The 25,402-nt window shown below is 61.0% G+C and carries 23 protein-coding genes; 15 read left to right on the top strand and 8 right to left on the bottom strand.

Going from position 1 to position 25,402, the window contains the following annotated elements:
* Window positions 1-57: 57 nt before the first annotated feature.
* From RUH64_RS14955 to helR, 3 genes are read right to left on the bottom strand one after another with little or no spacing between them, the layout of a single operon-like run.
* Window positions 58-675: a response regulator transcription factor gene (locus RUH64_RS14955; protein ID WP_313814450.1), complete on the bottom strand. Its 618-nt coding sequence runs from the start codon at window positions 673-675 to the stop codon at window positions 58-60.
* The gene (locus tag RUH64_RS14950) at window positions 672-1,919 is read right to left on the bottom strand and encodes a sensor histidine kinase (protein WP_313814448.1); all 1,248 of its coding nucleotides are present in this window, start codon (window positions 1,917-1,919) and stop codon (window positions 672-674) included. The genes RUH64_RS14955 and RUH64_RS14950 overlap by 4 nt, the downstream gene beginning before the upstream one ends.
* Before the next feature lie 13 nt (window positions 1,920-1,932).
* A complete protein-coding gene (helR, locus tag RUH64_RS14945) occupies window positions 1,933-4,086 on the bottom strand; it encodes an RNA polymerase recycling motor ATPase HelR (protein WP_313814447.1) in 2,154 nt (717 codons plus the stop codon).
* A 177-nt stretch (window positions 4,087-4,263) separates the two neighbouring features.
* Between helR and RUH64_RS14940 the strand changes: the two genes are divergently transcribed.
* The 5 genes from RUH64_RS14940 to ndk all read left to right on the top strand — a co-directional run bounded on the left by RUH64_RS14940 (window position 4,264) and on the right by ndk (window position 10,066).
* Window positions 4,264-4,482 carry a hypothetical protein gene (locus RUH64_RS14940; RefSeq protein WP_313814446.1) on the top strand — a complete coding sequence of 73 codons (219 nt, stop codon included), beginning with the start codon at window positions 4,264-4,266 and terminating at the stop codon, window positions 4,480-4,482.
* Window positions 4,483-4,569: 87 nt separating this feature from the next.
* A complete protein-coding gene (ileS, locus tag RUH64_RS14935) occupies window positions 4,570-7,821 on the top strand; it encodes an isoleucine--tRNA ligase (protein ID WP_313814444.1) in 3,252 nt (1,083 codons plus the stop codon).
* 53 nt (window positions 7,822-7,874) lie between these two features.
* Window positions 7,875-9,167 (top strand): folylpolyglutamate synthase/dihydrofolate synthase family protein, encoded by a 1,293-nt coding sequence (locus RUH64_RS14930; RefSeq protein ID WP_313814484.1) that lies wholly within the window; start codon window positions 7,875-7,877, stop codon window positions 9,165-9,167.
* Window positions 9,167-9,598, top strand: coding sequence for a DUF4233 domain-containing protein (locus RUH64_RS14925; RefSeq protein ID WP_313814442.1), 432 nt, complete (start codon window positions 9,167-9,169; stop codon window positions 9,596-9,598). Before RUH64_RS14930 ends, RUH64_RS14925 begins: the two co-directional genes overlap by 1 nt.
* Before the next feature lie 51 nt (window positions 9,599-9,649).
* The gene (gene ndk / locus RUH64_RS14920) at window positions 9,650-10,066 is read left to right on the top strand and encodes a nucleoside-diphosphate kinase (RefSeq protein WP_313814441.1); all 417 of its coding nucleotides are present in this window, start codon (window positions 9,650-9,652) and stop codon (window positions 10,064-10,066) included.
* A gap of 77 nt (window positions 10,067-10,143) precedes the next feature.
* On the opposite strand, the gene RUH64_RS14915 is transcribed toward ndk, so the two are convergent.
* From RUH64_RS14915 to RUH64_RS14895, 5 genes are all read right to left on the bottom strand, one after another.
* Window positions 10,144-10,677, bottom strand: coding sequence for a GNAT family N-acetyltransferase (locus tag RUH64_RS14915; protein ID WP_313814440.1), 534 nt, complete (start codon window positions 10,675-10,677; stop codon window positions 10,144-10,146).
* 78 nt (window positions 10,678-10,755) lie between these two features.
* Window positions 10,756-11,952 carry an AI-2E family transporter gene (locus tag RUH64_RS14910; RefSeq protein ID WP_313814439.1) on the bottom strand — a complete coding sequence of 399 codons (1,197 nt, stop codon included), beginning with the start codon at window positions 11,950-11,952 and terminating at the stop codon, window positions 10,756-10,758.
* 272 nt (window positions 11,953-12,224) lie between these two features.
* On the bottom strand, window positions 12,225-12,815 hold the full coding sequence (locus RUH64_RS14905; RefSeq protein ID WP_313814438.1) for a GNAT family protein: 591 nt from the start codon (window positions 12,813-12,815) through the stop codon (window positions 12,225-12,227).
* 152 nt (window positions 12,816-12,967) lie between these two features.
* A complete protein-coding gene (locus RUH64_RS14900; RefSeq protein WP_313814437.1) occupies window positions 12,968-13,333 on the bottom strand; it encodes a DUF2809 domain-containing protein in 366 nt (121 codons plus the stop codon).
* A 33-nt stretch (window positions 13,334-13,366) separates the two neighbouring features.
* Window positions 13,367-13,990, bottom strand: a complete 624-nt coding sequence (locus RUH64_RS14895; RefSeq protein ID WP_313814436.1) for a vitamin K epoxide reductase family protein — start codon at window positions 13,988-13,990, stop codon at window positions 13,367-13,369.
* A gap of 494 nt (window positions 13,991-14,484) precedes the next feature.
* Here RUH64_RS14895 and RUH64_RS14890 point away from each other — a divergent pair, with 494 nt between their 5' ends.
* The 10 genes from RUH64_RS14890 (at window position 14,485) to rsfS (ending at window position 25,276) form a co-directional block, all read left to right on the top strand.
* Window positions 14,485-17,409 (top strand): Rne/Rng family ribonuclease, encoded by a 2,925-nt coding sequence (locus RUH64_RS14890; protein ID WP_396276066.1) that lies wholly within the window; start codon window positions 14,485-14,487, stop codon window positions 17,407-17,409.
* 225 nt (window positions 17,410-17,634) lie between these two features.
* Window positions 17,635-17,943 carry a 50S ribosomal protein L21 gene (gene rplU, locus RUH64_RS14885; protein WP_313814435.1) on the top strand — a complete coding sequence of 103 codons (309 nt, stop codon included), beginning with the start codon at window positions 17,635-17,637 and terminating at the stop codon, window positions 17,941-17,943.
* Between the two features lie 48 nt (window positions 17,944-17,991).
* Window positions 17,992-18,246 (top strand): 50S ribosomal protein L27, encoded by a 255-nt coding sequence (rpmA, locus tag RUH64_RS14880; RefSeq protein ID WP_022875303.1) that lies wholly within the window; start codon window positions 17,992-17,994, stop codon window positions 18,244-18,246.
* A 124-nt stretch (window positions 18,247-18,370) separates the two neighbouring features.
* Window positions 18,371-19,966, top strand: coding sequence for a GTPase ObgE (gene obgE / locus RUH64_RS14875; protein WP_313814428.1), 1,596 nt, complete (start codon window positions 18,371-18,373; stop codon window positions 19,964-19,966).
* Window positions 19,963-21,114, top strand: coding sequence for a glutamate 5-kinase (gene proB, locus RUH64_RS14870; RefSeq protein WP_313814427.1), 1,152 nt, complete (start codon window positions 19,963-19,965; stop codon window positions 21,112-21,114). The genes obgE and proB overlap by 4 nt, the downstream gene beginning before the upstream one ends.
* A gap of 21 nt (window positions 21,115-21,135) precedes the next feature.
* The gene (locus RUH64_RS14865) at window positions 21,136-22,407 is read left to right on the top strand and encodes a glutamate-5-semialdehyde dehydrogenase (protein WP_313814426.1); all 1,272 of its coding nucleotides are present in this window, start codon (window positions 21,136-21,138) and stop codon (window positions 22,405-22,407) included.
* A gap of 117 nt (window positions 22,408-22,524) precedes the next feature.
* On the top strand, window positions 22,525-22,743 hold the full coding sequence (locus tag RUH64_RS14860; protein WP_313814425.1) for a hypothetical protein: 219 nt from the start codon (window positions 22,525-22,527) through the stop codon (window positions 22,741-22,743).
* Window positions 22,744-22,748: 5 nt separating this feature from the next.
* A complete protein-coding gene (nadD, locus tag RUH64_RS14855) occupies window positions 22,749-23,351 on the top strand; it encodes a nicotinate-nucleotide adenylyltransferase (protein WP_396276065.1) in 603 nt (200 codons plus the stop codon).
* Between the two features lie 78 nt (window positions 23,352-23,429).
* On the top strand, window positions 23,430-24,842 hold the full coding sequence (locus tag RUH64_RS14850; protein WP_313814423.1) for a hypothetical protein: 1,413 nt from the start codon (window positions 23,430-23,432) through the stop codon (window positions 24,840-24,842).
* A 56-nt stretch (window positions 24,843-24,898) separates the two neighbouring features.
* Window positions 24,899-25,276 carry a ribosome silencing factor gene (rsfS, locus tag RUH64_RS14845; RefSeq protein WP_313814422.1) on the top strand — a complete coding sequence of 126 codons (378 nt, stop codon included), beginning with the start codon at window positions 24,899-24,901 and terminating at the stop codon, window positions 25,274-25,276.
* The last annotated feature ends 126 nt before the right edge of the window (window positions 25,277-25,402 follow it).

The raw sequence follows: 25,402 nt of genomic DNA, 5'->3' as shown, positions 1-25,402 counted from the left end.
GAGGAACGAAACAAATATCAACCAAAAGGTTGAGACACCGTCGGGTGTGTCGTACGGCTAGAGCAATCCCAGCTGTCGAGCCTTGTTGATCGCATCGGTGCGCGAGGCGGCCTGGAGCTTGTCAAAAATGTGTACGAGATGGGTCTTCACCGTTGCCTCGGAAACAAACAGCGCCTTGGCAATCTGCTTATTTCCGATGCCCGTGGACAACTGCTTCAATACATCCACTTCGCGGGCCGTGAGTTCCACCTTTGGTTGGCGCATCCCAGCCAAGACGCGTTGCGTCATTTCCGGAGCGAGCACCATCTGGCCCTTGGCGGCGGAACGAATGGAGTCGACAATGGTGGGCGCACTGACATCCTTGAGCAGATATCCGCTGGCGCCGGACTCGATGCACGCAAGGATCTCAGCATCCTTGTCAAAGGTCGTCAGAATCAGTACCCGCGGGGCGCCAGGTAGTTTGCCGATGGCGGCGGTCGTCTCAGCCCCGTTCATCCCCGCACCCAATCTGAGGTCGCACAGCACAACATCCACCTGCGTCCCCTGAATGAACTCCAACGCTTCTTCGCCGCTGGAGCACTCACCAACCACATTAAGGTCTTCGTAATTATCAAAAAGCGAACGCAGCCCGGTACGCACGATGGGATGATCGTCAACCAACAGAATCCTGATCATGAGCTCTCTTTCATTCGCAACAAGGGTAGATGGGCGCACAGGGCGACTCCATCACCCGGTGAACTCTCAACGTCAAGACCGCCGCCCAGCTGGATCAGCCGGGCAGACATCGCCTTGAGTCCGAAACCGCCGTCCTGGTTTGGCTGTTCGGAGGCGATGACAGATGGTTTGAACCCGATACCGTCATCAACAATATCCATACGTACCTCATTGGCCGCGGAACCTAAATTCAGCACCACCTTCGAAGCACGGGAATGCCGCTGCACATTGGACAGCGCTGACTGGGCTGTGCGCAGCAAGGCAATCTGCAGCGCCGGTTCGAGCACCGGAAGTCCTTCATCCACCGTGAGCTGGGCGGTGATGCCCGAGTCCTGCTCGAATTTGCTCAGGATGCGTTCCAGCGCACCGGTCAGCGCCTGGGCATCAAGCTCCGCAGGCGCCAATGCGGCAATGATTCTGCGCAAGTCGCCTAGGGCCTGACCCGATAACTCTTCGATGCGCCGCAGCGACTGCTCGGACTTCTCCTCTTCCTGCGCCGTCAAAGCGGCCTTGGCATGAAGCCCGATCGAGGAGAGCTGCTGCGCAATGGTGTCATGGATTTCCCTGGCCAAGCGTGTGCGTTCGGCCGCGACCCCCGCATCATGCTGGGAGCGGGCCAGCTCTTCCTGCACCGCCGCCATTTCATCCTGCGTCCTGATCAACGAATCGACGAGGTTCTGCCTTACCCGCGCATCACGTTCGAGCATCAAGTAGCCGCGGGAAATGCCCCAAGCGAAGATCCCACCGACCATGGGTCCGACCACCGCCGCGACATTTGTCTGTCCCTGATGAAGATAGGGAGAAACAATGGTCATGGCGTAAACCACCACGGACCAGAGTATTGATGGAAGCAGCGGCAACTGATGCCCCAACAGCAGCCAGAGACTGAATGCCAACCACATGAATTCGGGGCTGATCCACAACATGACAGCCCAAATGCCCAGCAGCCCGGCCAACCACCACAGGGGCAGCCGCTGCGCATGCGTCTTGGCCATGCCTATAAAGCCGGCCACATACCAACCGGTAAACGCCGCCGCGACACTAACAACTGGCCACAAATTTTCAACCGTCGTCAGTTCCCGCAGCAGCGCGATCAACAGCAAAATTGCAGTCACCAGATGCTGTCCAGAACGCAGCACCGTGGGGGAGGCCAGCAGATGGTGTTGATTGGCGCCCATCGCCCAAGACCGCACAGAAGAATCCATAGCGCACAGCCTACTAAATCCCGGCGGCCCCCAGATCCGAGAGAACTACCAATTCAGCGGTGGAACGCGTCATCGCCACATATCTTCGTACGGCACCGCTCAAACCCTGCCCGAAGCTTTCCGGGCGGTAGACAACCACTAGATCAAATTCCAGTCCCTTGGCATTCTCCGGTGACAGGGCAACCACTCGAGACGAGGTTGGCCGATGCGGCTGGCCGATCACCGCAGCCACGCCCTGACTGTGTTCAGCCAACCACTGATCTAGTACCTGCTGCAGCAGCTGTGGGGACTGAAAGCGAACGGCCGCGCCGTTGCTGCGCAGGGAGGTGGGAATATTCGCATCCGGCAGCTCATGGCGGATCACCTCGGCCGCAGCGGTCATGATCTGTTCGGTCGTCCGGTAATTGATACGCAGTTCGCTGACCCGAACCTTCCGAATTCCCGCACGATCCAGACGCTGAACCCACGATTCACGGAACCCAGCCACGCACTGGGCCCTGTCGCCGACGATCGTCAAACTGCCCGAAGGGCAGCGGCGCAGCACCATCGCCCACTGTGCATCGCTCAGGTCTTGGGCTTCGTCCACAATGACATGGGTGAAGGGCCCGGCGGACAATTCAGCAATGTCAGGTCGTGAGGCGTACTGGGCGACCAACTGGCTGCGCAGGTCGTCGCTGAGCAGCTGGGAGGACAGGTCTTCCAGGTCATCAGCCGACGCAACGAGATCATCGATCACCGCTCGAACATTCTGCTCGGCAGCCTCCAAACGCTGTCGATCCTTCTCATGATGACGCTCCGCCTGCTGATCGCCCAGATAGAACCGCGCCGCATCCAGCAGGGGAAGATCAGCCAGCGTCCATCCGGGACCAGCTGCAAAGTCCAGGAGGTCCTTTTGTTCCCAGGCATCCAATGTCGGTGCGCAGTACTGCAGGAGTGCCGGCGTCCGGTACATCGCTCGCAGGAGGTTTTCAGGTTCGATGATCGGCCAGTACTCATCAAGACAGTCGGACAGCTCGCCGCTGCTGTCCAGCGAACGACGAATCAGTGGTGCCTCATCCTCGGAAGGACTGATCCGCGGGACCAACAGTTCGATCAGCGCCTGTTTGAGCTGGATACGGTTCTCATTGTGCGGTACCTGCAGATCGATCAGCGACAGCGCATCCGCCCAATCTTCGGGATCTAAGTGGACCTGTCCCCATCCGGTATCAATGCTCACCGGTGAGTCCGGAGCCTGTTCAAAGACCGTCACCGCACGCTGTACCGCCTGAACCATCGCGCCGACACCCTTCAGCTCGGCAAGACGGTCGTCCTCTTCGCGGATGTTTTCAGGGGACTTCACCATCTGGGGCAACGTGGACACCACCACATCGTCCTCTCCGAGGTTGGGAAGCACATCTGCAACGTAGGAGGTGTAGGCGTCGTGGGGGCTGACCACCAGCACTCGGCCGCGTTGGCTGTGGAGCCGCGCATCCGAGTACAACAGGTATGCGGCGCGGTGCAGTGCCACCACGGTTTTGCCAGTTCCCGGCCCGCCGTCGACTACCAGCGCCCCGGCCGAAGAGCTGCGAATGATTTCATCTTGATCCGCCTGAATTGTTGACAGGACGTCCTGCATACGGCCTGTGCGTTCGGAGCCCAAGGATGCGATAAAGGCCGAATGGTCATCCAGGCAGGCACTCTGTTCAAGATGCGCCAAGTCGAAGACCTCGTCCCAATGGTGGGCGATGCGTCCTGCCCGCCAGCGATAACGCCGGCGCAGGGCCAGGCCTTCGGGCTGTCCATGCGAGGCGGAGAAGAACGGCTGCGCTGCCGGGGCCCTCCAGTCGACCATCAGCTGGTTGCCCTCGGCATCGCTGAGCCCCATGCGCCCGACGTAGATCCGCCGGCCCTCAACGGTCGTCATGAAGCCCAGGCAGGCCGAGGCCCCGATGCGGTCCAGCTGATGCAGTCGTTGGGCAAGTTCCTGCATTTGGACGTCGCGTTCCAACGACTGCTGCAGCGAACCCGCCGCATCGTGTCCACGCCGCGCAAGACGTCCGGCCGCTTCCGCGCGCAGCTGCTCAACCCTTGCGTCGATGTCCGACAGCTGTTGGTTGTCGCGTTCCATCGATGCGTCGGTAGCCGGTGTGGAGGAGAAATAGTTGGTATGAGCATTGGTCAAGGGCACTATGGAGGACTCCTGAGGTGAAGGGTGGGGCGGAAGCAAGTAACGATTATGCGCCCCACCCGGGGCCTTGCGGCAAGCCCCCACCGCCGGGGTATCCTGAAAATGCGGAAGGGCGCGCTCTTCCGATTTCTCTTGACTCTCACGATTTCCTTCAGGGCTGCATCCGCAGGTGTGGGGATGGGATATGTGCGCTCCCGCACACTGGTTGGATGGAATTTCCAGCACGCGATGAACACGGTAGAATATTTGTTATCCGACATTGATCCGGCCATCACCGGGGAGTCCTCGGAAGAACAGCACGCCTCCACAATGGAAAAGTTGCCCAGTAGAACCGAGCGGGACCAGCCCGTCACAGCTGAAGAGAAGCGGTTGCCCGCCATTGCGAACCAGCAATAGTGGGGGACAAGCGGGGTGGTACCGCGGCGAAAGTCGTCCTCGTAGGCAAGGATTTATCGACCCTACGCTTGAAGGACGGCCATTTCGATGAGCTTCTACCCGAAGGTCACTACAGACCCAACCGGTTCGACCCCGGCTTCACCGCGTTTCCCAGAAATTGAGAAGCGCGTCCTCGAATACTGGAAGAACGACGACACCTTCCAGGCCTCCATCGACCAGCGAGAGGGCGAAGAATTCGTCTTCTACGACGGCCCTCCCTTCGCCAACGGCCTGCCGCACTACGGCCACCTGCTCACCGGCTACGTCAAGGACCTCGTGGCCCGCTACCAGACCCAGCGCGGCAAGCGTGTAGAACGCCGCTTCGGCTGGGACACCCACGGCCTGCCCGCCGAGCTGGAAGCCATGAAGCAGCTGGGCATGACCGACAAGAAGCAGATCATCGACATGGGCATCGACAAGTTCAACGATGCCTGCCGCACCTCGGTGATGAAGTACGCCGATGAGTGGAAGCAGTACGTCAACCGCCAGGCGCGCTGGGTCGACTTCGAGAACGACTACAAGACCCTGAATGTCGAATACATGGAATCGGTCATCTGGGCCTTCAAGCAGCTGAGCGACAAGGGCCTGACCTACCAGGGCTTCCGCGTGCTCCCATATTGCTGGAAGGACGAGACCCCGCTGTCCAACCACGAGCTGCGCATGGACGACGACGTCTACAAGGACCGTCAGGATCAGACAGTCACCGTCGGCTTTACCATCGTTGCCGGTGAGAACCCCGTATCGGTTGAGCTCGCTGGCGTTCAGGCGCTGGCCTGGACCACCACCCCGTGGACCCTGCCGACCAACGAGGCACTGGCGGTGCACCCGGAGGTCGAGTACGTCGTTGTGCCCGCAGGCGAGAACGGCGTGAAGGCCTCCGAGGCCGCAGGTCCATTCCTGCTGGCCAAGGACCTGCTCGGCTCCTACGCCAAGGACCTCGGCTACAAGGACGCCAAGGAAGCCGCCGCTGCGATCAGCGCCAGCTACACCGGCGCGCAGCTGGCAGGCGTACGCTACCGGCCGCTGTGGGACACCTACACGGACACCGAGAAGTACGGCACCGACAACGCCTGGCAGATCGTCACCGCCGACTACGTCACCACCGGCGACGGCACCGGCATCGTCCACCAGGCTCCGGCCTACGGCGAGGACGACCAGAAGGTCTGCGAAGAGCACGGCATCCCGGTGATCCTCTCGGTGGACGAGTCCGCCAAGTTCCTGCCGGTCTTCGCGAACGGCCCGCTCAACGACATCGTCGGCGTGCAGGTCTTCGAAGCGAACAAGACCATCACCAATGTGCTCAAGGCTGACGGCCGCCTGGTCAAGCAGGCCTCCTACGAGCACTCCTACCCGCACTGCTGGCGCTGCCGCACCCCGCTGATCTACCGCGCCATCTCCTCCTGGTACGTGGAGGTGACTCAGTTCAAGGACCGCATGCTTGAACTGAACGAAGAGATCAACTGGATCCCGGGCAACGTCAAGCACGGCCAGTTCGGCAAGTGGCTGGAAAACGCCCGCGACTGGTCCATCTCCCGCAACCGCTTCTGGGGCTCGCCGATCCCCGTCTGGGAATGCGACGGAGTGGAGTGCACCCACCGCGAGGTCTTCGGCTCGCTGGAAGAACTGAAGAACTTCTTCGGCCGCATCCCGGTCAACCATGAAGGCCAGCCGGATCTGCACCGCCCGTTCATCGACGAGCTGACCCGCGCCCACGAGGGCTGCGAGGCCGGCGGCACCCTGCGCCGCGTCGAGGACGTGCTGGATGTCTGGTTCGACTCCGGTTCGATGCCTTTCGCCCAGGTGCACTACCCGTTTGAAAACCGCGAATGGTTTGAGAACGGCCACAACCCTGCCGACTTCATTGTGGAATACATCGGCCAGACCCGCGGCTGGTTCTACATGCTGCACATCCTGTCCACCGCGATCTTCGACCGCCCGGCGTTCACCAACGTGATCTCCCACGGCATCGTGCTCGGCTCGGACGGACAGAAGATGTCCAAGTCGCTGCGCAACTACCCGGACGTCACCGAGGTGCTTGACCGCGACGGATCCGACGCCATGCGCTGGTTCCTGATGTCTTCTCCGATCCTGCGCGGCGGCAACCTAATCGTCACCGAACAGGGCATCCGTGACGGCGTGCGCCAGGTGCTGCTGCCGCTGTGGAACGTGTGGCACTTCTTCAACCTGTACACCAACGCCGCGAACAACGGCGCCGGCTACGAGGCGAAGTTCTCCACCAGTTCCACCGATCCGCTGGATCAGTACATGCTGGCCGCCACCGGCCAGCTGGTCCGCGAGGTCACCGAGGCGCTGGACAGCTACGAGGTCTCCGATGCCACCGAGGCGGTGCGCCAGTACATGGACACGCTGACCAACTGGTACGTGCGCCGCTCCCGCCAGCGCTTCTTCGACGAAGACACCCAGGCCTTCGACACCCTGTACACCGCGCTGCTGACCCTAGTGAAGGTCACCGCCTCGCTGCTGCCGCTGGCCAGCGAAGAGATCTTCCGCGGGCTGACCGGACAGCGCTCCGTGCACCTGACCGACTGGCCTGAAGCCGAGCAGTTCCCGGTGGACGCCGCCGCGCTGGAAACCATGGACACCACCCGCAGGATCTGCTCTGTTGGCTCATCGCTGCGCAAGGCCAAGAACCTGCGCGTGCGCCTGCCGCTGGCGGAGCTGAAGGTTGTGCTCACCAATGCGGCGCGCCTGGAGGGCACCTACGCCTCGATCATCAAGGACGAGCTGAACCTGAAGTCGGTCACCCTGATCGACGCCGCCGGCGTGGACGCCGCCAGCTACGGCATCAGCCAGCAGCTGGTCGTCAATGCCCGCGCCGCAGGCCCACGCCTGGGCAAGAACGTGCAGCAGGCCATCAAGGGCGCCAAGTCCGGGGACTGGTCCGTGTCCAACGGCGTGGTCACCGCCGGCGGTCTGGAACTGGCCGAGGGCGAATACACCCTTGACACCGTGGTGGATGAAACCGCGCAGGTCGCCGCGGCGGTCATCGACGGCGGCTTCCTGGTGCTGGACACCGAGGTCACCGAGCAGCTGGCAGCCGAAGGCACCGCCCGCGACATGATCCGCAACATCCAGTCCGCCCGCAAGGACGCAGACCTGCAGGTCTCGGACCGCATCCACACCGTGATCACCGCCCCCGCCGCAGTGATCGCGGCGCTGGAAGCCAACCGCGAGCTCGTGGCAGGCGAAACCCTGACCGAGCAGCTGGAACTGATGGTCGACGATTCACTGGACGCGGAGCAGATCGTCGTAGCCAAGCTGGAAGAAGTAGCCAAGTGAGCGAGGTAGAGCGCGTCTACGCGCAGCTGCTTTCCCGGGCGCCGGAAAACAAGATGGAACCGCGCATGGATCCGATGTTCCGTGCCATGGAAATCTTGGGCGAACCGCAGAAGGCCTGCCCGGTGGTGCACATCACCGGCACCAACGGCAAGACCTCCACCGCCCGCATGATCGAGTCCCTGCTGCAGGCGCACGACCTGCGCACCGGCCGCTATTCCTCGCCGCACCTGGTCTCTGTCACCGAACGCATCGCCATCGACGGTGCACCGGTGGACGAGGAAACCTTTGTGCGGGTCTGGGATGAGATCACCCCGTTCCTTGAGATTGTCGACGCCGAACTGGTGGAGCGCGGCGAAAACAAGCTGACCTACTTCGAAGCTGTGACCATCCTGGCCTTCGCGGTCTTCGCCGAGGTGCCGGTGGACGTAGTGGTGCTTGAGGTCGGATTGGGCGGCATCACCGATGCCACCAACGTAGCCGACGGCGACGTCTCGGTGATCACCCCGATCTCGCTGGACCACACCGACCTGCTGGGGGATACCACGGAGCTGATCGCCCAGGAGAAGATCGGCATCCTCAAGCCCGGCGGCTACCTGGTCTCCTCGGTGCAGCCGGTGGACGCCGCCGATGTGCTGCTGGCCCGCGCCCGCGAGCTGGAGGTCCCGGTGGCCTTCGAGTCCCTGGACTTCAAGCTGCTTGACCGCCAGGTCGCGGTCGGCGGCCAGCTGCTGAGCATCCAAGGCCAGGCCGGACGCTATGACGAGATCTTCCTACCGCTGTTCGGCGCTCACCAGGCGCAGAACGCCACCGTGGCCCTCGCCGCAGTGGAGGCCTTCCTCGGCGGGGGCGAGCGCGAGCTGAATGCGGACCTGGTCCGCGACGGTTTTGCCGCAACCTCCAGCCCGGGACGCCTGGAGCTGGTACGCACCGCACCGAGCATCCTGGTGGACGCGGGACACAACCCCGATGGCATCCGCGTTGCCGCCGAGGCCATCAAGGAGTCCTTCGGTTTCAGCAAGCTGGTGCTCATGGTGTGCATCCTGCAGGAGAAGGACGCCGAAGCGATGCTCTACACCATGCGTGAAGAGTACGGCGACCTGGTTGAAGACCTGTGCATCACCCAGTCCTCCTCACCGCGAGCCATTCCGGCCGGTGAACTGGCGAATATGGCCATCGATGCCGGCTGGCCCGAAGAGGACATCCACGTGACCGAAGATCTGGAAGACGCCATCGAGTGGTCCGTGGGCCGCGCCGAGTCCGGCGATGACCTCGCCGGCGGCGTGCTAGCTACCGGTTCAATTACACTGGTGGGCGAAGTGACGGCGCTGCTCAAGGGAGGACACTGATGGCCAAGCTGACCCGTGCCCAGCGTGAATGGCGTCCGGGAATGAAGAAGAAGCAGCGCTCGGTGAAGATGATGTTCGCCTCCACCGTGCTGGTCTGCGAGGCCCTGCTGGCCATCTTCATCACCCTGGCGGCCTTCGGGCTCAAGCGGGCCGACCCGGCAGTGGTGCTGTCGATGGGCGGCATCCTTGCGCTGCTGTGCATCTTGAACTGTGCACTGTTAGGCAAGAAGATCGGCTACATCATCGGCTGGGCACTGCAGGCGGTCTTCTTCCTGTGCGGCTTTGTCCTGGTGGACATGTTCTACCTGGGTTCGGCCTTCGCGCTGTGCTGGTGGTATGCGGTCTCCAAGGGTGAAGTCATCGATCAGGAAAATAAGCAGCGGGCCATCGCCCAGGCCAAGTGGGATGAAGCCCATCCCGAGCAGGCCTAAGACAGAGTCTGACCCACAAAAAGTTAATTATCGATACGAAGAGGTAGTCACATGACTGAACGTACCCTGATCCTGGTCAAGCCGGACGGCGTCAAGCGCGGCCTGACTGGCCAGATCATCGCCCGCATCGAAGCCAAGGGCTACACCATTGCTGAGCTCAAGCAGCTGAATGCCACCCGCGAGATGCTTGCCGCCCACTACGCAGAACACGAGGGCAAGCCATTCTACGAACCGCTGGTGGAGTTCATGCTCTCCGGTCCGGTCGTGGCACTCGTTGCCGAGGGCCAGTCGGTCATTACCGGCTTCCGTTCGCTGGCAGGCACCACCGACCCGACCACCGCTGCTCCGGGCACCATCCGCGGAGATCTGGGCCGCGACTGGGGCCTGAAGGTTCAGCAGAACCTGGTGCACGGCTCCGACTCGGAAGAGTCGGCGGCGCGCGAAATCGCCATCTGGTTCGCCAACTAGGCATTAACACCGCGACTCCCCAAGGGCCTGCAGGCCCTTGGGGAGTCGCGTGCTTAACGGCAGTGGTGCAGCCGCCGTCAGCCGTCGGTGCTGAGCCGAGAAAACAACAGCGAGTCGCGAAACTCGCCACGGACCATCTTGTTCTCACGCAGTTGACCCTCCAAGACAAATCCGTTTTTCTCCAACACCCTGCGTGAGGCAAGGTTGAGTGGTGCACAGGTGGCTGTCAGTCGATGGATCCCCAAGCGCTTGAATCCAAGCTCCACCAGCATGCCTGCGATGATCGTGGCATATCCGTGTCCCCAGAACCGGCTGTTGAGCCCATAACCAAGTTCACCGGAGGGGACACCGGGCTCGGTGACCCACACCGCGGCGGCTCCAATGAGCTGGTCATCCAACACCACCGCGTAACTGAGGAAATCCTCCTTGCGCTGCATGGCATCGTCGATGAACGCACGTGTTTCATCTTCGGTGTTGGGTCCCCACTCGGCATAGCGGTAGACCTGGGGATCCGTGGCGTATTCGTGCACCGCGGCAAAGTCGTTGATGGCGAATTTCCTGAGCCGCAGGCGCTGGCCTGTGGGCAGGGGCGTTTCACTGACGTAGTTCATGGTGGTGCTTCCTATGCAAAGGTTTCGCAGAGACCAAAGGCCCGATCGGTTGATCGGGCCTTTGGGTGAATCCTGCGGCTAGTTTTTTGAAGTGTCGGATTCGTGTCCGTGCTCGGTCTTCTTGGACGAAGCATGCTCGGCCGACAGTTCCTTGGCCTCCTTGGCCGCCGCCTCCTTGTGCTCAAGGGAGTCGATGGCCTTCTGCTCTTCTTCGAAGGCCACCTCGGCTTCGATGTCTTGTTGCGCCTGCAAGGCAGGATCGACCTTTTCGCGGTTGGTCCATACCTTGATGACCGCCCAGGCTGCAGCGGTCAGAGGAACGGCTAGGACGGCGCCAATGATGCCTGCAAGGACGGTGCCTGCGGTCAACGCCATCAACACCACCAGTGCGTGCAGGCTCAACGCGTTGGCCATCACCACCGGCTGAAGGAAGTTGCCCTCAAGCTGGTTGACAACGATGACCGCGGCCAAAACGATCAGGGCGACGATGGGGCCATTTGTCACCAAGGCGACCAACGTGGCCAAGATGCCGGCCACCGTGGCACCGACCATGGGAATGAACGACCCCAGGAAGACGATGATGCCCAGCGGAATTGCCAGCGGAACCTGCAGGATCAGCAGGGTAGCGGTAATGCCAATGGAGTCGACCATTGCAACGATGGAGGTTCCGCGGATGTACCCGCCGAAGGTATGCAGTGCGCGGTCGCCCGAAAGGATCCACTTGTCACGGTAGTGCTTCGGGGTCCAGGAAATGGCGAAGGCCCAGATGCGGTCGCCGTCCTTCAAGAAGAAGAACAGGATCACCAGCAGCAATACCAGACCGGTCACCAGGGAGCCCGCGGCACTGATGGTGTTCAATGCGCCGCTGCCGAACTGCGAACTGGTCAAGAACCCGGTGACGGCGTTGACCGCCTTGTCGATCTGTTGTTGATCAATGGCGATGGGGAAGTCCACCATCAGCTCTTGAACGATGTCATTGAGCTGGTTGAAACCCTGTACTGCCTGGTCGACAAGTGTCGGCCATTCCTTGACTACGGACATGACCAGCCCGTAGCCGATGCCACCAAGGATCAGCAAAGAGCCGAGGAAGACGATCCATGCCGAAATCAATGCGCTGAAGACCTTGCGCAATTGCAGCACCAGCGGCCATAAGGCGCAGGAGATGATGACTGCCAACAGAGTTGGAATGACGATGGTTGTCAGCTTCAGCATGCCGATGATGACAAACGTTATCAGTGCGCCAACGATCAGAATTTGCGCACTGCGCATGCCCATGCGGCCCAAAAGATCGGTCCAAAGCCCACTGACAGTGAATTCCGGTGGCGCTTCGCTATGCCCTAAAAGTGCAGAAGTATTGGCGCCTGCCGCTCCTGAACCCGTTTTACTCGAGGATTTACCCCTTCGAAACAACCCCATACTCGCTCCTCATGGCCGGGTGTGATAGCTCCAAGAATAGGCTAATGAATTGAACAGTTGTGGGCACAACACTGTCCGCGCAACTTTTCCTTGGTCACTGAACTTCCAGCCTCACAGGGAGCAACAGCAAATTAGGAGGCTGCGCCGAAGTACTCGCTGGCCAGCAATCCCATGATGATTCGGTCGTGGAATTTTCCGTCGTGGAACCCAGCCTGCCGTTCTCGGCCTTCCTCGCGGAAGCCTGCACGGTTGAACGTACGTAGAGCTCGTTCGTTATAGGCCCAGATGTTCAGGCCGATGCGATTCAGTCCCATCTCTCGGAAACCGAAATCGACAATCATTTTCGTGGCCATGGTGCCGTATCCCTGGCCCACGTTGGATCCGCCGATCATGATCATCAGTTCTGCCGAACGTGCAGGTGCGTGATAGTTGTACAAGGCAGTGTGGCCGATCAGGGTGTCGTCGGGCAGCGTGATGCAAAGACCCACGCCGTCGGTGGTGCCGCGGTTCAGGCTGCGGCCCTTGAACAGCTCCGCTGCTTCGGCTCCGGGGTGGGGCAGTACGAGGCTTCCTTGCAGTGCCATGAACTCGGGGCTGTTCCACCACTGTGTCAGGATCGGCAGGTCTTCTTCCTGCAATTCGCGCAGCCTGATATGTTCGGAAATCAGCAGGCTGATTCCATAATCTTGGGCATTTTCGGTGTTCCACATGTTGCTGGCCATGTCTTTAACCTACCCCTTGCTCGTGCGGCTATGGTGCAGCGCACACAGATTTCAAATACGTGGAATTGCTCGTAAAAAAATGGTTTGACATGGGCCAAGTGTCTTTCTTCCGGAGGAGACTTCAACCAAGACACGCCGTGCGACGCCGGTTGCTAATTCCCATAGCTGCGCCAACGGGAAATCAGCAGCCGGTCGCAAAACCAAGCGGCGAGGACGCCCACCGCGTATGCGGCAAGGTCCAGCCACGCGAAATTGGAGCCGAAGATTAGGTGTACGGGAGGGAAGCAGGTGGCGAGGCGATGTGGAACATCGGTGAGTTGAAAGAGCTCGACGGCTACACACCATAACAACGTTGTTAAGGTAATTGCAGAGGCCGAGGCGCGAGCAAAGATGAGGGAGAACAATGCGTAAAACAACACTGCGTATAGCACTCCGCCGGAAAGATCTGCCGCCAGTCCCTGTCCCAAATATCGCGCGGCTAAACCAATGGGGATCATCGCCAGGGCGATGATCCCCATGAGGAATCGTCTTCGGGAGACAATGGTCACGGATTATCCGAAGAACGCATTCGGGAAGCGAAGAACCACGGATGCGGCGACCAGCAGCCAGAGAATCGCGGTCATGATCCAGCTCCACTCGGTGAAGAATTTTTTGACCCCGGCGCCGGCAGGAATCACGCCAGTGACTACGTTGCGTGCCGTGGTGAAGACGAAGAGCGGAATTACCATGGCCCAGACAACCATGCAGTAGGGGCACAGGGCGTTGATTTCATACAGCGCCTGCGACCAGAACCAAATCACAAGACCCAACGCGGCGGTGATTCCCAGCTGGTAGCAGAGCCAGAACCATCGCTTGAGATTCGCGGCTCCTGCAAGAAGCATCACGCCGATAGTGACAACCACGGCGAAGCAAACGATGCCAAAGAACGGGTTGGGGAATCCGAAGATACCCGCCTGTGCGGACTTCATCACGGTGCCGCAGGAGATCCACGGATTGACGTCGCAGCTGGTGATGTAGTTGGGATTCTTGTAGAGCTCAATGCGCTCTAGTACAAGAATCCCCGCCGCCAACCACGCGATGAAACCTGCAACGACGGTGAACAGGCCGAATCCGCGATCCTTAGCCCACCAGGGCAACACGCCCGGCGCCTGTTGATTTTCAATTGATGAAACCATGCTTTGACTATTCCATATGTTCATAGGAAAGCGGACGATTCCGCTGTGTGCGTTTACATCCTAAAAATCTTTTCTGTGCGCGGCATATGTTCGAATGAACGCGGTGTGAACTATATGTGAGAGAATGGTGATGGTTGCTCGCGGATCCACAGTCTGCTTTCAACCCGACGATAGACTTTTGAAACGACAGATCGACAGGCGATGCATCGCTTCGGTTGAGTGCCCAATATGTGCGCCTCCCGAGGGAATACCGCGGATCGAAGGGCTGCAAAGGAAAGCAGCTGGTTTGAAGGGGACGCGTTGAACCGCAGTTACTGCGTCAGGTTCGGTGCGCCGAACCATGATTGAAGTGATCTGCGGAAAATATAGAGCTTTCGTGGCCGGTTGACTCACAAGAAGTCGGCCGCGCGACACGTGATGAATTGTAGTTTCAGCCAAGGCGCCGTCTGTGGAGGATGCCAAAGCGGGACATAAGTAGGAGTACGCGAAATTAAATGAGCGCATCGAATCAGCGAAAGGGTGGCGCGCAGGGAAATAAGCGAGGCAATCGTTCAACACGCGCCCGCCGCACCAGTGTGTCCACTACCCCAGCCCGTCCACTGCGACGTGCCATGACCCTTGCAGAACTTAACGCTGCTGCCGGGGTTGAAGAGAGCCCATACCGTTGGCGTGCAACCCGACGCACCCAGGTATCCACCCCAGATTCTGCAAAGCGCGCCAGCCGACAGGCTGAACGACGTGCACAGGCTGCACGCAACGCCGCCAGCGAAGAGGCAATCACCGAAGAGGCCGCGAAGCTTGAAGCTTCTGAGCAGCCCGAGGTGCAGGAGAACGTCGAAGCAGCGGCTGAAGCACCTGTAGCGGAGCCTGAGGATCAGACCGGTGCTCTGCTGGCAGAGCACGGCAGTTCAATGATCATGAATCCTTTTGCGATTCCTGAATCGGCACACTCCGTATTGGCGCAGGCAGTCGCCAAGAAGACCGCACGCCCGGCAGCCAAGGCCGACGACCGCGCAGAGGGCGAGGACGCTGACGATGTCACCTCACGCCGGCGCCGTCGCCGCCGTCGCGGGGACGTCGATCTGGAACTTGAAGGTGGCTCGCAGGATGATCCACCGAACACCGTGACCCGGGTTCGTGCACCGCGCGCCAGCGTGGAGAGCCACACCAGCGTCAACAACAAGGTTGCCTCCGTCCGCGGCTCTACCCGTCTTGAGGCCAAGCGACAGCGCCGCCGCGAATCACGTGAGACCGGCCGACGCCGCCAGGTGATCACCGAGGCCGAGTTCTTGGCCCGCCGCGAATCCGTGGAACGCAAGATGATCGTGCGCCAGCGTGAGGACCGCATTCAGATCGGAGTGTTGGAAGATGGTGTGCTCGCAGAGCACTTTGTTTCCAAGACCCAGCAGGACTCGCTCATCGGCAACGTCTACCTGGGCAAGGTCCAGAACGTTCTGCCATCCATGGAAGCAGCCTTCGTCGACATTGGACGCGGCCGCAACGCAGTGCTCTACGCCGGTGAAGTCAACTGGGATGTGGCCGCCCTTGAGGGCCAGCCGCGCCGCATTGAAAATGCGCTGAAGGCCGGAGACTCGGTACTTGTTCAGGTCACCAAGGATCCTGTGGGCCATAAGGGTGCACGCCTGACCAGTCAGGTCTCGCTGCCAGGACGCTATTTGGTTTACGTACCGGGCGGTTCCATGACCGGAATCTCCCGCAAGCTGCCAGATGTTGAGCGCCAGCGCCTGAAGAAGATCTTGAAGGACCACCTGCCGGAGAATGCCGGCGTAATTGTCCGCACCGCCGCCGAAGGTGCTTCCGAGGAAGAGCTGACCAACGATATCAACCGGCTGCGCGCGCAGTGGGAAGGCATCGAGGAGCAGTCGACCTCTACCAAGACCTTGGCACCGGAACTGTTGTACTCGGAGCCGGACCTGACCATCAAGGTAGTCCGCGACGTCTTCAATGAAGACTTCACCAAGCTGATCGTCTCCGGCGAGCAGGCCTGGGACACCATCGAGGCCTACGTGATGTACGTTGCCCCGGATCTGATGGGCCGCCTGGAAAAGTGGGAACAGGAAGAGGATATCTTCTCCAAGTACCGCGTTGACGAGCAGATCGCCAAGGCGCTTGACCGCAAGGTCTTCCTGCCTTCGGGCGGTTCGCTGGTGATCGATCGCACCGAAGCAATGACGGTGATCGACGTCAACACCGGCAAATTCACCGGTTCGGGCGGCAACCTGGAAGAGACCGTCACCAAGAACAACCTGGAAGCAGCCGAGGAAGTCGTCCGCCAGCTGCGCCTGCGCGACATTGGCGGCATCATCGTCATCGACTTCATCGACATGGTCCTTGAATCGAACCGCGATTTGGTGCTGCGCCGACTGGTAGAGTGCCTGGGCCGCGACCGCACCAAGCATCAGGTGGCTGAGGTCACCAGCCTTGGACTGGTGCAGATGACCCGCAAGCGCATGGGCACCGGCCTGCTGGAAGTCTTCGGCGAGCAGTGCGAGCACTGTGCAGGTTCGGGTGTCATCACCCATGAAGAGCCTGTCGAGTCGCGCAAGTCGTACAACTCGCACGGTGAAAGCCACCCGAAGAAGTTCACCGAGAAGCCTGCGCGCAATCGCAACCGCCGCCGCGGCGAGAAGGACGAGGCAAAGAACGTCGATTCAGCTGCTACCGAGGTAGTAGAGGAAAAGACCGAGGCAACCCGCCATGCGCTGGCAAACATCGCCGCAGCTTCTCACCTGGACCACGGTGCCGAACCGGCAGTCAAAGTCGAGGGCGAAGAAGCCGCTGCAGCCTCGCACTCCGCGACCGCTGATTCAAACAGCGCCGAAGTGACCCTGGAGTCCCTGGAAGCCGCCTTGCCTGCCGGTGAAGGTGCCGACCAGGAGGCTGGCCGCAAACCGCGCCGCCGTTCACGTTCCCGCGGCCGCAACCGCGGCCAGGGTGAGAACACGGATGCATCACGCGCCGCCGAACAGCCGGTCGCCGACGAAGCGCCGAAGACTCAGGAATCGGAGCAGGGCGAAGCCAAGGCCACCAAGCCTGCACGCAACCGCTCACGCCGGGCATCGCGCCCAGCCAGTGCTCCGGAAACCCAGCAGCCGGTACTCACCGGTCTGGCACTGCCTGCCACACAAGCCCCAGCTTCCGAGCCGGCACCAGTTGCCGCAGCAGCACCGGCTGCCGCGGTGGCCCCACAGAGTTCCACTAAACCTAAGCGACGCAGCCGTCGGGCCACTTCGGTCCAAGGCGATGCGACCGCGCAGGTGGTTGTGGCCGAGGTATCCGCTGCTACCGGTTCGGTGGTTCAGATGGATGCCGCCAGTTCAACAACTGAAAAGCCAGCTGAGCAGTCCGGCGCCCCGGTCATGTTCGGTGTAGGAGTTCCAGTTCGCGAACTGAAATAGATGAACTTGATCACGGTTCACCCACTGGGGCAGTTTGTATTTGCCCCAGTGGCGTGGATTAGCGTAATCTAGTTGATCGGTGCTAAACGCCAAGATCACGGACTTTTCGTCCGCTCGGCGTTCAAGGCACAAGCGCATGAGATCCCCATGTTGACCTGTTCAAGGTTTTCGGGTTGATATCTGCGCCAGTAAGACAATAAACGTCGAGTAGAAGTGAGTACCCACGTGGTGTACGCAATTGTCCGCGCAGGCGGCCACCAGGAGAAGGTTTCCGTTGGAGACCTCATCACCGTTGACCGTCTTCAGGCTGCCCCAGGTAGCTCCATCGAGCTTCCTGCATTGCTGCTGGTAGATGGCGAGAAGGTAACTTCCGCAGCTGCCGATCTGGCAAAGGTCAAGGTCACCGCCGAGGTCGTTGAGAACCTCCGTGGCGAAAAGATCGTTATCCAGAAGTACAAGAACAAGACCGGTTACAAGAAGCGCCAGGGCTTCCGTTCCGCTCTGACCAAGGTCAAGGTCACCTCGATCGCCTAATTTGGGCGCTCGTAATATCCATTTTTGTAGCGAAAGAGGCTAAAAAGCATGGCACATAAGAAAGGTGCGAGTTCCACTCGCAACGGTCGCGATTCCAACGCACAGTACCTGGGCGTAAAGCGCTTCGGTGGTCAGGAAGTCAAGGCAGGCGAAATCATCGTTCGCCAGCGTGGCACCCACTTCCACCCAGGTGCAGGCGTAGGCCGCGGCAAGGATGACACCCTGTTCGCTCTGGCTGCCGGTGCAGTTGAGTTCGGCACCCGTCGTGGTCGCCGCGTGGTGAACATTGTGGCTGCTGCCTAATTTAGGCAACAGACAACATTTTTAGTACCCAAGGGGTGGGCCGTTTCGGTCCGCCCCTTGTGTGCGTAGATAGACTTTTAAGCGAGTATCAGCTCGCACCTTCGTTCTAGGAGAAGATGGCCCCGTGGCTGCATTCGTTGATCGCGTAACCCTTCACGCCACCGCAGGAAATGGTGGTCACGGTTGTGTGTCCATCAAACGTGAAAAGTTCAAGCCACTGGGCGGCCCCGACGGCGGCAACGGCGGCGACGGTGGCGACATCATCCTGCGCGTCGACCCGCAGGTGACCACCCTGCTCGACTTCCACCACCTGCCGCACCGCAAGGCAGGCAACGGCGAACCGGGCAAGGGCGGACTGCGTCCGGGTAAGCAGGGGGAGGACCTGATCCTCGGCGTACCTGCGGGCACCGTCATCAAGACTCGCGACGGAGACATCCTCGCGGACCTGGTCAACGTGGGCGACGAATACCTGGCGGCCGGCGGCGGTCAGGGCGGCCTGGGCAACGCGGCAATTTCCTCCGACAAGCGCAAGGCGCCGGGCTTCGCACTGCTGGGCATCCCGGGCCAGGAACAGGACGTGGTCCTGGAACTGAAGTCCGTGGCCGACATCGCCCTGGTGGGCTACCCATCGGCCGGAAAATCCTCATTGATCGCCGCCATGTCCGCCGCGCGCCCGAAGATCGCCGACTACCCATTCACCACCCTGGTGCCGAACCTCGGCGTCGTGCAGGCAGGCGAAGTGCGCTTTACCGTCGCCGACGTCCCGGGCCTGATTCCCGGCGCCTCCGAGGGCAAGGGCCTGGGACACGAGTTCCTGCGCCACGTCGAGCGCTGCGCGGCCATCGTGCACGTGCTTGACTGCGGCACCCTGGAGTCCGACCGCGACCCGATCAGCGACCTTGAAATCATCGAGGCAGAGCTTGCCAACTACGAGGCCGACTCCACCTTCGCCGGCACCGACGGCACCATAGTTCCACTGGTAGAGCGCCCGAAGCTCGTGGCATTGAACAAGGTGGACATGGCCGACGGCCTTGACATGGCCGAGTTCGTGCGCCCGGAACTGGAAAAGCGCGGCTACCAGGTCTTTGAAATCTCCGCCCTGGCCCACGAGGGCCTGCGCGAACTCTCCTTCGCCATGGCTAAGCTTGTCGAGCAGGCTCGTGCCGAACGCGTGGTCGAAGCGCCGGTGGTAGAGGTTCCGATCATCCGTCCACGCTCGGTGAAGCAGGTGGAGTTCGTGATCCGCCGCGAAGAGCAGAATCTTGAGCCGCTGTGGCGCGTCATCGGTGAGAAGCCCGAGCGCTGGATCATGCAGACCGACTTCCGCAATGACGAAGCGGTAGGCTACCTGGCCGACCGCCTGGCCAAGCTCGGCGTTGAAACCCAGCTGTTCAAGGCCGGAGCCAAGCCGGGCGACGCCGTGGTCATCGGCTCTGAAGAGAACTCGGTGGTCTTCGACTGGGAGCCGACCATGGCCGCCGGCGCCGAGCTGCTGGGCAGCCGCCGCGGCGAAGACATCCGCCTGGAAGACCGCGGCACCCGCAAGACCCGCGAAGAAAAGCGCGCCGAGCACGACGACCGCAAGGCAGCCAAGGCAGCGGCCCGCGACGAGCTGGAAGCCGAGCGCCGGGCAGGCATCTGGACCGAGTCGGTGCACGCCAAGGCCGCAGAACGCGCAGCCAAGCAGCGTGCGCAGGAAGCTCAGGAAGATCAGCAGTGAGCAACACCCCTGCAACACCCTCCAAGACCCTCTCCGAGGTCACCAGCCGCAGCGAGCTTCCGCGCGCCAAGCGGCTGGTCATCAAGGTGGGCTCCAGCTCGCTGACCACCGTTGAGGGTGGAATTTCCCACGAGCGCCTGAAGTTCCTGGTGGACACGCTGGCGCGCACCGTGGCCGCAGGCACCGAGGTGGTGCTGGTCTCCTCGGGCGCCATCGCCGCAGGCCTGGCCCCGTTGGCGCTGGCCAAGCGACCCAAAGACCTTGCCACCCAGCAGGCGGCAGCCTCGGTGGGGCAGGGTCTGCTGCTCGCGCAGTACACTCAGGAATTCGCCGCCCACGGGCTGACCGTGGCGCAGGTGCTGCTCACGGCAGATGACCTGATGCGCCGCACCACCTACACCAACGCGCTGCGTGCACTGGTGCGCCTGCTGAACCTGGGCGTACTGCCGATCGTGAACGAAAACGACACGGTGGCCACCCATGAGATCCGCTTCGGAGACAACGACCGCCTGGCCTCCCTGGTGGCACACCTGGTCAAGGCCGACGCGCTGCTGCTGTTCTCCGACGTGGACTCCGTCTACGACGCGCACCCCGCAGCCGGCGGCTCGCGCATCGCCCACGTTGGACACCCTGACGAAATCCAGGCCATCGACCTAGGCAGCGCCGGATCCAATGTCGGCACCGGGGGAATGATCACCAAGGTGCAGGCGGCGACGCTCAGCGCCTCGGCCGGCATCCCCGCCCTGGTCACCTCCACCGCCAACGCCGCCAAGGCGCTGGCAGGAGAAGACGTGGGCACCTGGTTCGCCGCGCGCAATACCCGCCGCTCGGCCCGCGACGTCTGGCTGGCCCACCTCGCGGTGGCCCATGGGCGCCTGATGCTGGATCCGGGAGCCATCCGCGCCATCAGCAGCGGCGAAAAGTCGCTGCTGGCCGCCGGCATCACCGGTGCCACAGGAGACTTCGAGGCCGGGGACGCGGTGGAGATCTGCGACGCGCAGGGCACCGTGGTGGCCCGCGGCCTGGTGAACTACTCGGCCCTGGAACTTCCCGCCATGTTTGGACGCTCCACCACGGCGCTGCATGAGTACCTGGGCGAAGGTTACGAAAAACCGGTCGTACATGTCGACGACTTAGCGCTGATCTAGGCCGGATCCTACAATGGGAGCATGACCCTCACCGATTCAGCGACCGTCGAAGCAGTGAACCAGTTGGCCGATCGGGCCCGCCGCGCATCCCGCGTGCTGGCCCGCGCCAACCGCGACTGGAAAGACCGTGCACTGCAGGCCATCGCCACCGCGATCGACACCAACCGTGTAGCCATCAAGCAGGCCAACGCCAAGGACCTGGAAGCAGGACGCGCCAACGGCACCTCCGCCGCCATGCTCGACCGTTTGAAGCTCGACGATGCGCGCATCAACGGTCTGATTTCGGCACTGCAGGAGCTGGCGGGGCTTCCAGATCCCATCGGCCGGGTGGTGCGCGGCGAAACCCTGCCCAACGGGTTGCGCATGCGTCAGGTCAACGTTCCGATGGGCGTGATCGGCACCATCTATGAGGCTCGGCCCAACGTCACCGTTGACATCGCTGGCCTGTCGCTCAAGAGCGGCAATGCCGTGCTGCTGCGCGGCGGATCGGCCGCCCTGAACTCCAACGTGGCGCTGGTTGGTTTCATCCGCGACGCACTGGAATCCGTCTCGCTTCCGCGCGATCTGGTGATCTCGGTGGATGAATACGGACGTGAAGGCGCAGACGCCATGATGGGAGCCCGCGGCAAAATCGACGTGCTCATTCCCCGCGGCGGCCGCGAACTGATCCAGCGTGTGGTCACCACCGCGAAGGTTCCCGTCATTGAAACCGGCGAGGGCAACGTCCACATCTTCCTGGATGAGTCAGCCAAGGAACAGATGGCGGTCGACATCCTGCTCAACGCGAAAACCCAGCGCCCCAGCGTCTGCAACACGGTTGAAACGCTGTTGATTCACAAGGATGCCGCGGCCGGTGCAACGGTGCTGCAGGCCCTGCACGCAGCCGGGGTCACCCTGCATACCGACGAGCGTGCCGCAAGCCTGGTTCCAGAAATCGAAACCGTTGCCGCGGGGGAGTCCGACTGGTCCAACGAGTATTTGAATCTGGATATCGCGGTGAAGCTCGTCGACGACATCGATGAGGCGCTGGAACATATCCGCGCCTACTCCACCGGTCACACCGAAGCGATCATCACCTCCGATCTGGCGAATTCGCAGAAATTCATCGCCCAGATTGAATCCGCCGCGGTGATCGTCAACGCCTCAACCCGCTTTACCGATGGCGGCCAGTTGGGGCTCGGCGCCGAGGTGGGCATCTCCACGCAGAAGATGCACGCCCGAGGCCCCATGGGTCTGGCCGAGCTGACGACGACCAAATGGATCGTCGAGGGCGACGGGCACGTTCGTAAATAGTTTCTGAGAAGCAATTTCGGTACGATGTAGAAGAACGTACCGTTAGTTTTCGAGCCGCGGCATTCCGACCTGTGTTGGGACTGCCGGCGGTCTCGCGGATAACAACTGGAGAGAACCTTGAACGCGCTGACTCTGGCTGCCGAAGCCACCAATTCCGCTTTGACTGCAGAAGGCTGGTCCTTCCTTATCGGTGGTGTGATCTTCGCAGCCTTCATGGTGCTGCTGCTGATCACCGTGTCCTACACCAACGTTGGCAACCGTCACACCGTGAAGCCCGAAGAGCTTGACACCCACCGTCAGTTCAAGACCCACCCAGAACACCACGAGCAGCACTAGTCTTGGTGGATTCACAGCCTAAGAACCGCCCATTACGCCTCGGTGTGATGGGCGGTACTTTTGATCCCATCCACAATGGCCACCTGGTAGCAGCCAGTGAGGTTGCCGCGGAATACGATCTGGACGAGGTAGTTTTCGTACCCACCGGTCAGCCGTGGCAGAAAGCCGACCGCCACGTCACCGACGCGGAACACCGCTACCTAATGACCGTGGTTGCCACCGCATCTAATCCACGCTTCACCGTGAGCCGTGTGGACATCGACCGCGGCGGCGCAACCTATACCCGTGACACCCTGCTTGATTTGCGGGCACTGCGTCCCGAAGCGGAGCTGTACTTCATCACCGGTGCGGATGCGATGAGCCAGATTATGAGTTGGCGGGACATTGACCAGGTGTGGGACCTTGCGCATTTCGTGGGCGTCACGCGCCCCGGCTATGTCATTGCGGATCTTGGCCGTGAGAATGTCTCCCAATTGGAGATCCCAGCGCTGGCGATTTCGTCAACGGATTGCCGTGATCGAGTGGCGGAAGGCAAACCTGTTTGGTACCTGGTACCGGACGGTGTGGTGCAGTACATTGCAAAATATGGACTCTATACCGAGTCGTAACCTCACATTCGGCCGTGAAGCACGGCATAATCGGTTATGGTGACGGTATTTGTCTATGCGGTCGGGGAGTAGTACCAGATGAGCGATAACTCGCAGCCAGTTTCCAGCAGGCGAGCTCTGCGCGAGAAGCGGCGCGCCGAAATGGAGGCGCTGCTGGCCAATAGCCAGGCCGAGCAGGCGGCGAAGGAGCAAGCTTCAGCGCAGGAAAAACCAGCAGCTGACAAGAAGCCTGCGCCAAGTCAACAGGCCAAGCCTGCGCCGGAAAAACCCGCAGCGTCATCGGCGCCCGCAAAACCTGCGGCCAAGCAACAACCTGCTCCGGTTCCTCCTAAGGCGAAGGAGCCGGCCGCTGCTAAGAAGCCGGAATCCAAAGCTCCCGCAAAACCGGCTCCAGCAACAGCTAAGAAGCCAGCGCCGGCCAAGCCCGAGGCGGCCAAGCCTACTCAGGTGAAACCAACACCGGCTAAGCCTGCCGATCAAAAATCCGAAGCTCCCGCCGCCGAAAAGCCAGCGGCAGCCGACGCCAGTGGGGAACGTGCCTCTCTTCGTCGAGCACGAGATCGCGAAGCACTGCGTGAACGTCGTCGACTTGAAGAAGAAGTTGGTGCCCTGACTAGCCACATTCCTACCGTTGAACCGGCAGATGATCCCAAACCCCTGACGCGCCGCCAGTTGCGCCTGCAGGCCCTGGCGGATCAGGGCAAGGGTGAAGCGCCAGCCAAGTCGGCACAGAGCACGAAACCTTCTGCCAAAACTGAAAAGCCTGTTGATTCAGAGCAGAACCCGGAAACTACCGTCATGAGCGTCGAGGACGCCCTCGCGGCTCGACGGGCTCACACCCCGCCAGCACCGGTTGATCCCAATCTCATCGGAGAAGATGACTCCGAGATCGACCTCGAAGTCTTGGCTCATCAGCGTGAAATGGCCGCACGAGCGGCGATCATTTCACGCAGGGCGGCAGAACGCGAGCGACTGCGAGTTGAGAACGCCAAGCAGGGCAAAGACGACGCCGCACCGGATCCGTTTACTGGAGCCTTGGGCAACATCAGGGATGTCGAAGACCGGATTGCCAAGACAGGCGTCTCGGGACCTAAAACCGAGAGCGTCGCGCTGTCGTTCAAGACACCTGAAAATAAGGCAGCGAAGCCATCGCCTAAGCCAGCTAGCGCTAAACCTGCAGCCAAGCCAGTGCCGAAGGCAACAGAAAAGCCGGCTCCTAAGCCAGCGGTCCAGCCTGCCGCAGTCAAGTCACCGTCAAAGCCGGCGCCCAAGCCGGCAGTCGTACCAGTTCAGACAGCTTCGGAAGCAAAAGACGTCGATCCAATTGACATGCCGCGCATTGAAGCAGTGAATGCCCAAGGGCTGCAGCCTCTAGATGTGCAGACACATGGCGTGCGCCGCGCGAACAACATGCTGATCGCAATGATTGTTGCCCTGGGTATTGGCGGGGCTGCGTTGATTGCGGGATTGATCATGTTGTTTAGCAACTAGTTTTCGTAGGACAATTAAGTTCTCAATTTATACCTCTAAAGGAGACACCCAACTTCATGGGCGCACACGCAGACTCTATTGCCTTGGTAAACACCGCGGCCCTAGCAGCATCGGAAAAGCTGGCCGAAGACATGGTGGCTTTGGATGTTGCCGAACGTCTCGGCATCACCGATGCATTCTTGATCGTTTCAGGCGGCTCCGAACCGCAGGTTAACGCAATTGTCGATGAGATCCAGGCTAAGGTCTTGGAGGAATTTGACCTGCGCCCAGTACGTCGTGAGGGCTTCGGCCTTGGCCGTTGGGTATTGCTGGACTACGGTGATGTCGTAGTTCACGTACAGCACCAGGAAGACCGCGTATTCTACGCTCTGGAGCGCCTCTGGTCCGACTGCCCGGTTATTGAACTTGCGGCCGAAGTCAAGAAGAACGACTAGCAGCTGTGGATTTGCATCCTGATCAGTGATTCATTTATGATTAATGAGTTGCCTGATCAGGTAGCAATCCTTTTGGGGGTATGGCGCAGTTGGTAGCGCGTCTGCATGGCATGCAGAAGGTCAGGG

Origin of the sequence: Glutamicibacter sp., assembly GCF_032154645.1 — a bacterium.
GTDB lineage: Bacteria > Actinomycetota > Actinomycetes > Actinomycetales > Micrococcaceae > Glutamicibacter.
This window is presented reverse-complemented; position numbering and strand designations above follow the sequence as displayed.

Bases quoted from the DNA above. Each gene is read 5' to 3' on its own strand.
- RUH64_RS14955 (WP_313814450.1), bottom strand. From the start codon at position 675: ATGATCAGGATTCTGTTGGTTGACGATCATCCCATCGTGCGTACCGGG.
- ndk (WP_313814441.1), top strand. From the start codon at position 9,650: ATGACTGAACGTACCCTGATCCTGGTCAAGCCGGACGGCGTCAAGCGC.
- RUH64_RS14895 (WP_313814436.1), bottom strand. From the start codon at position 13,990: ATGGTTTCATCAATTGAAAATCAACAGGCGCCGGGCGTGTTGCCCTGG.
- RUH64_RS14925 (WP_313814442.1), top strand. From the start codon at position 9,167: ATGGCCAAGCTGACCCGTGCCCAGCGTGAATGGCGTCCGGGAATGAAG.
- ileS (WP_313814444.1), top strand. From the start codon at position 4,570: ATGAGCTTCTACCCGAAGGTCACTACAGACCCAACCGGTTCGACCCCG.
- RUH64_RS14890 (WP_396276066.1), top strand. From the start codon at position 14,485: ATGAGCGCATCGAATCAGCGAAAGGGTGGCGCGCAGGGAAATAAGCGA.
- RUH64_RS14940 (WP_313814446.1), top strand. From the start codon at position 4,264: ATGGGATATGTGCGCTCCCGCACACTGGTTGGATGGAATTTCCAGCAC.
- RUH64_RS14930 (WP_313814484.1), top strand. From the start codon at position 7,875: ATGGAACCGCGCATGGATCCGATGTTCCGTGCCATGGAAATCTTGGGC.
- RUH64_RS14915 (WP_313814440.1), bottom strand. From the start codon at position 10,677: ATGAACTACGTCAGTGAAACGCCCCTGCCCACAGGCCAGCGCCTGCGG.
- RUH64_RS14850 (WP_313814423.1), top strand. From the start codon at position 23,430: ATGAGCGATAACTCGCAGCCAGTTTCCAGCAGGCGAGCTCTGCGCGAG.
- rsfS (WP_313814422.1), top strand. From the start codon at position 24,899: ATGGGCGCACACGCAGACTCTATTGCCTTGGTAAACACCGCGGCCCTA.
- RUH64_RS14950 (WP_313814448.1), bottom strand. From the start codon at position 1,919: ATGGATTCTTCTGTGCGGTCTTGGGCGATGGGCGCCAATCAACACCAT.
- RUH64_RS14910 (WP_313814439.1), bottom strand. From the start codon at position 11,952: ATGGGCATGCGCAGTGCGCAAATTCTGATCGTTGGCGCACTGATAACG.
- RUH64_RS14900 (WP_313814437.1), bottom strand. From the start codon at position 13,333: ATGGGGATCATCGCCCTGGCGATGATCCCCATTGGTTTAGCCGCGCGA.
- RUH64_RS14905 (WP_313814438.1), bottom strand. From the start codon at position 12,815: ATGGCCAGCAACATGTGGAACACCGAAAATGCCCAAGATTATGGAATC.
- rpmA (WP_022875303.1), top strand. From the start codon at position 17,992: ATGGCACATAAGAAAGGTGCGAGTTCCACTCGCAACGGTCGCGATTCC.
- RUH64_RS14865 (WP_313814426.1), top strand. From the start codon at position 21,136: ATGACCCTCACCGATTCAGCGACCGTCGAAGCAGTGAACCAGTTGGCC.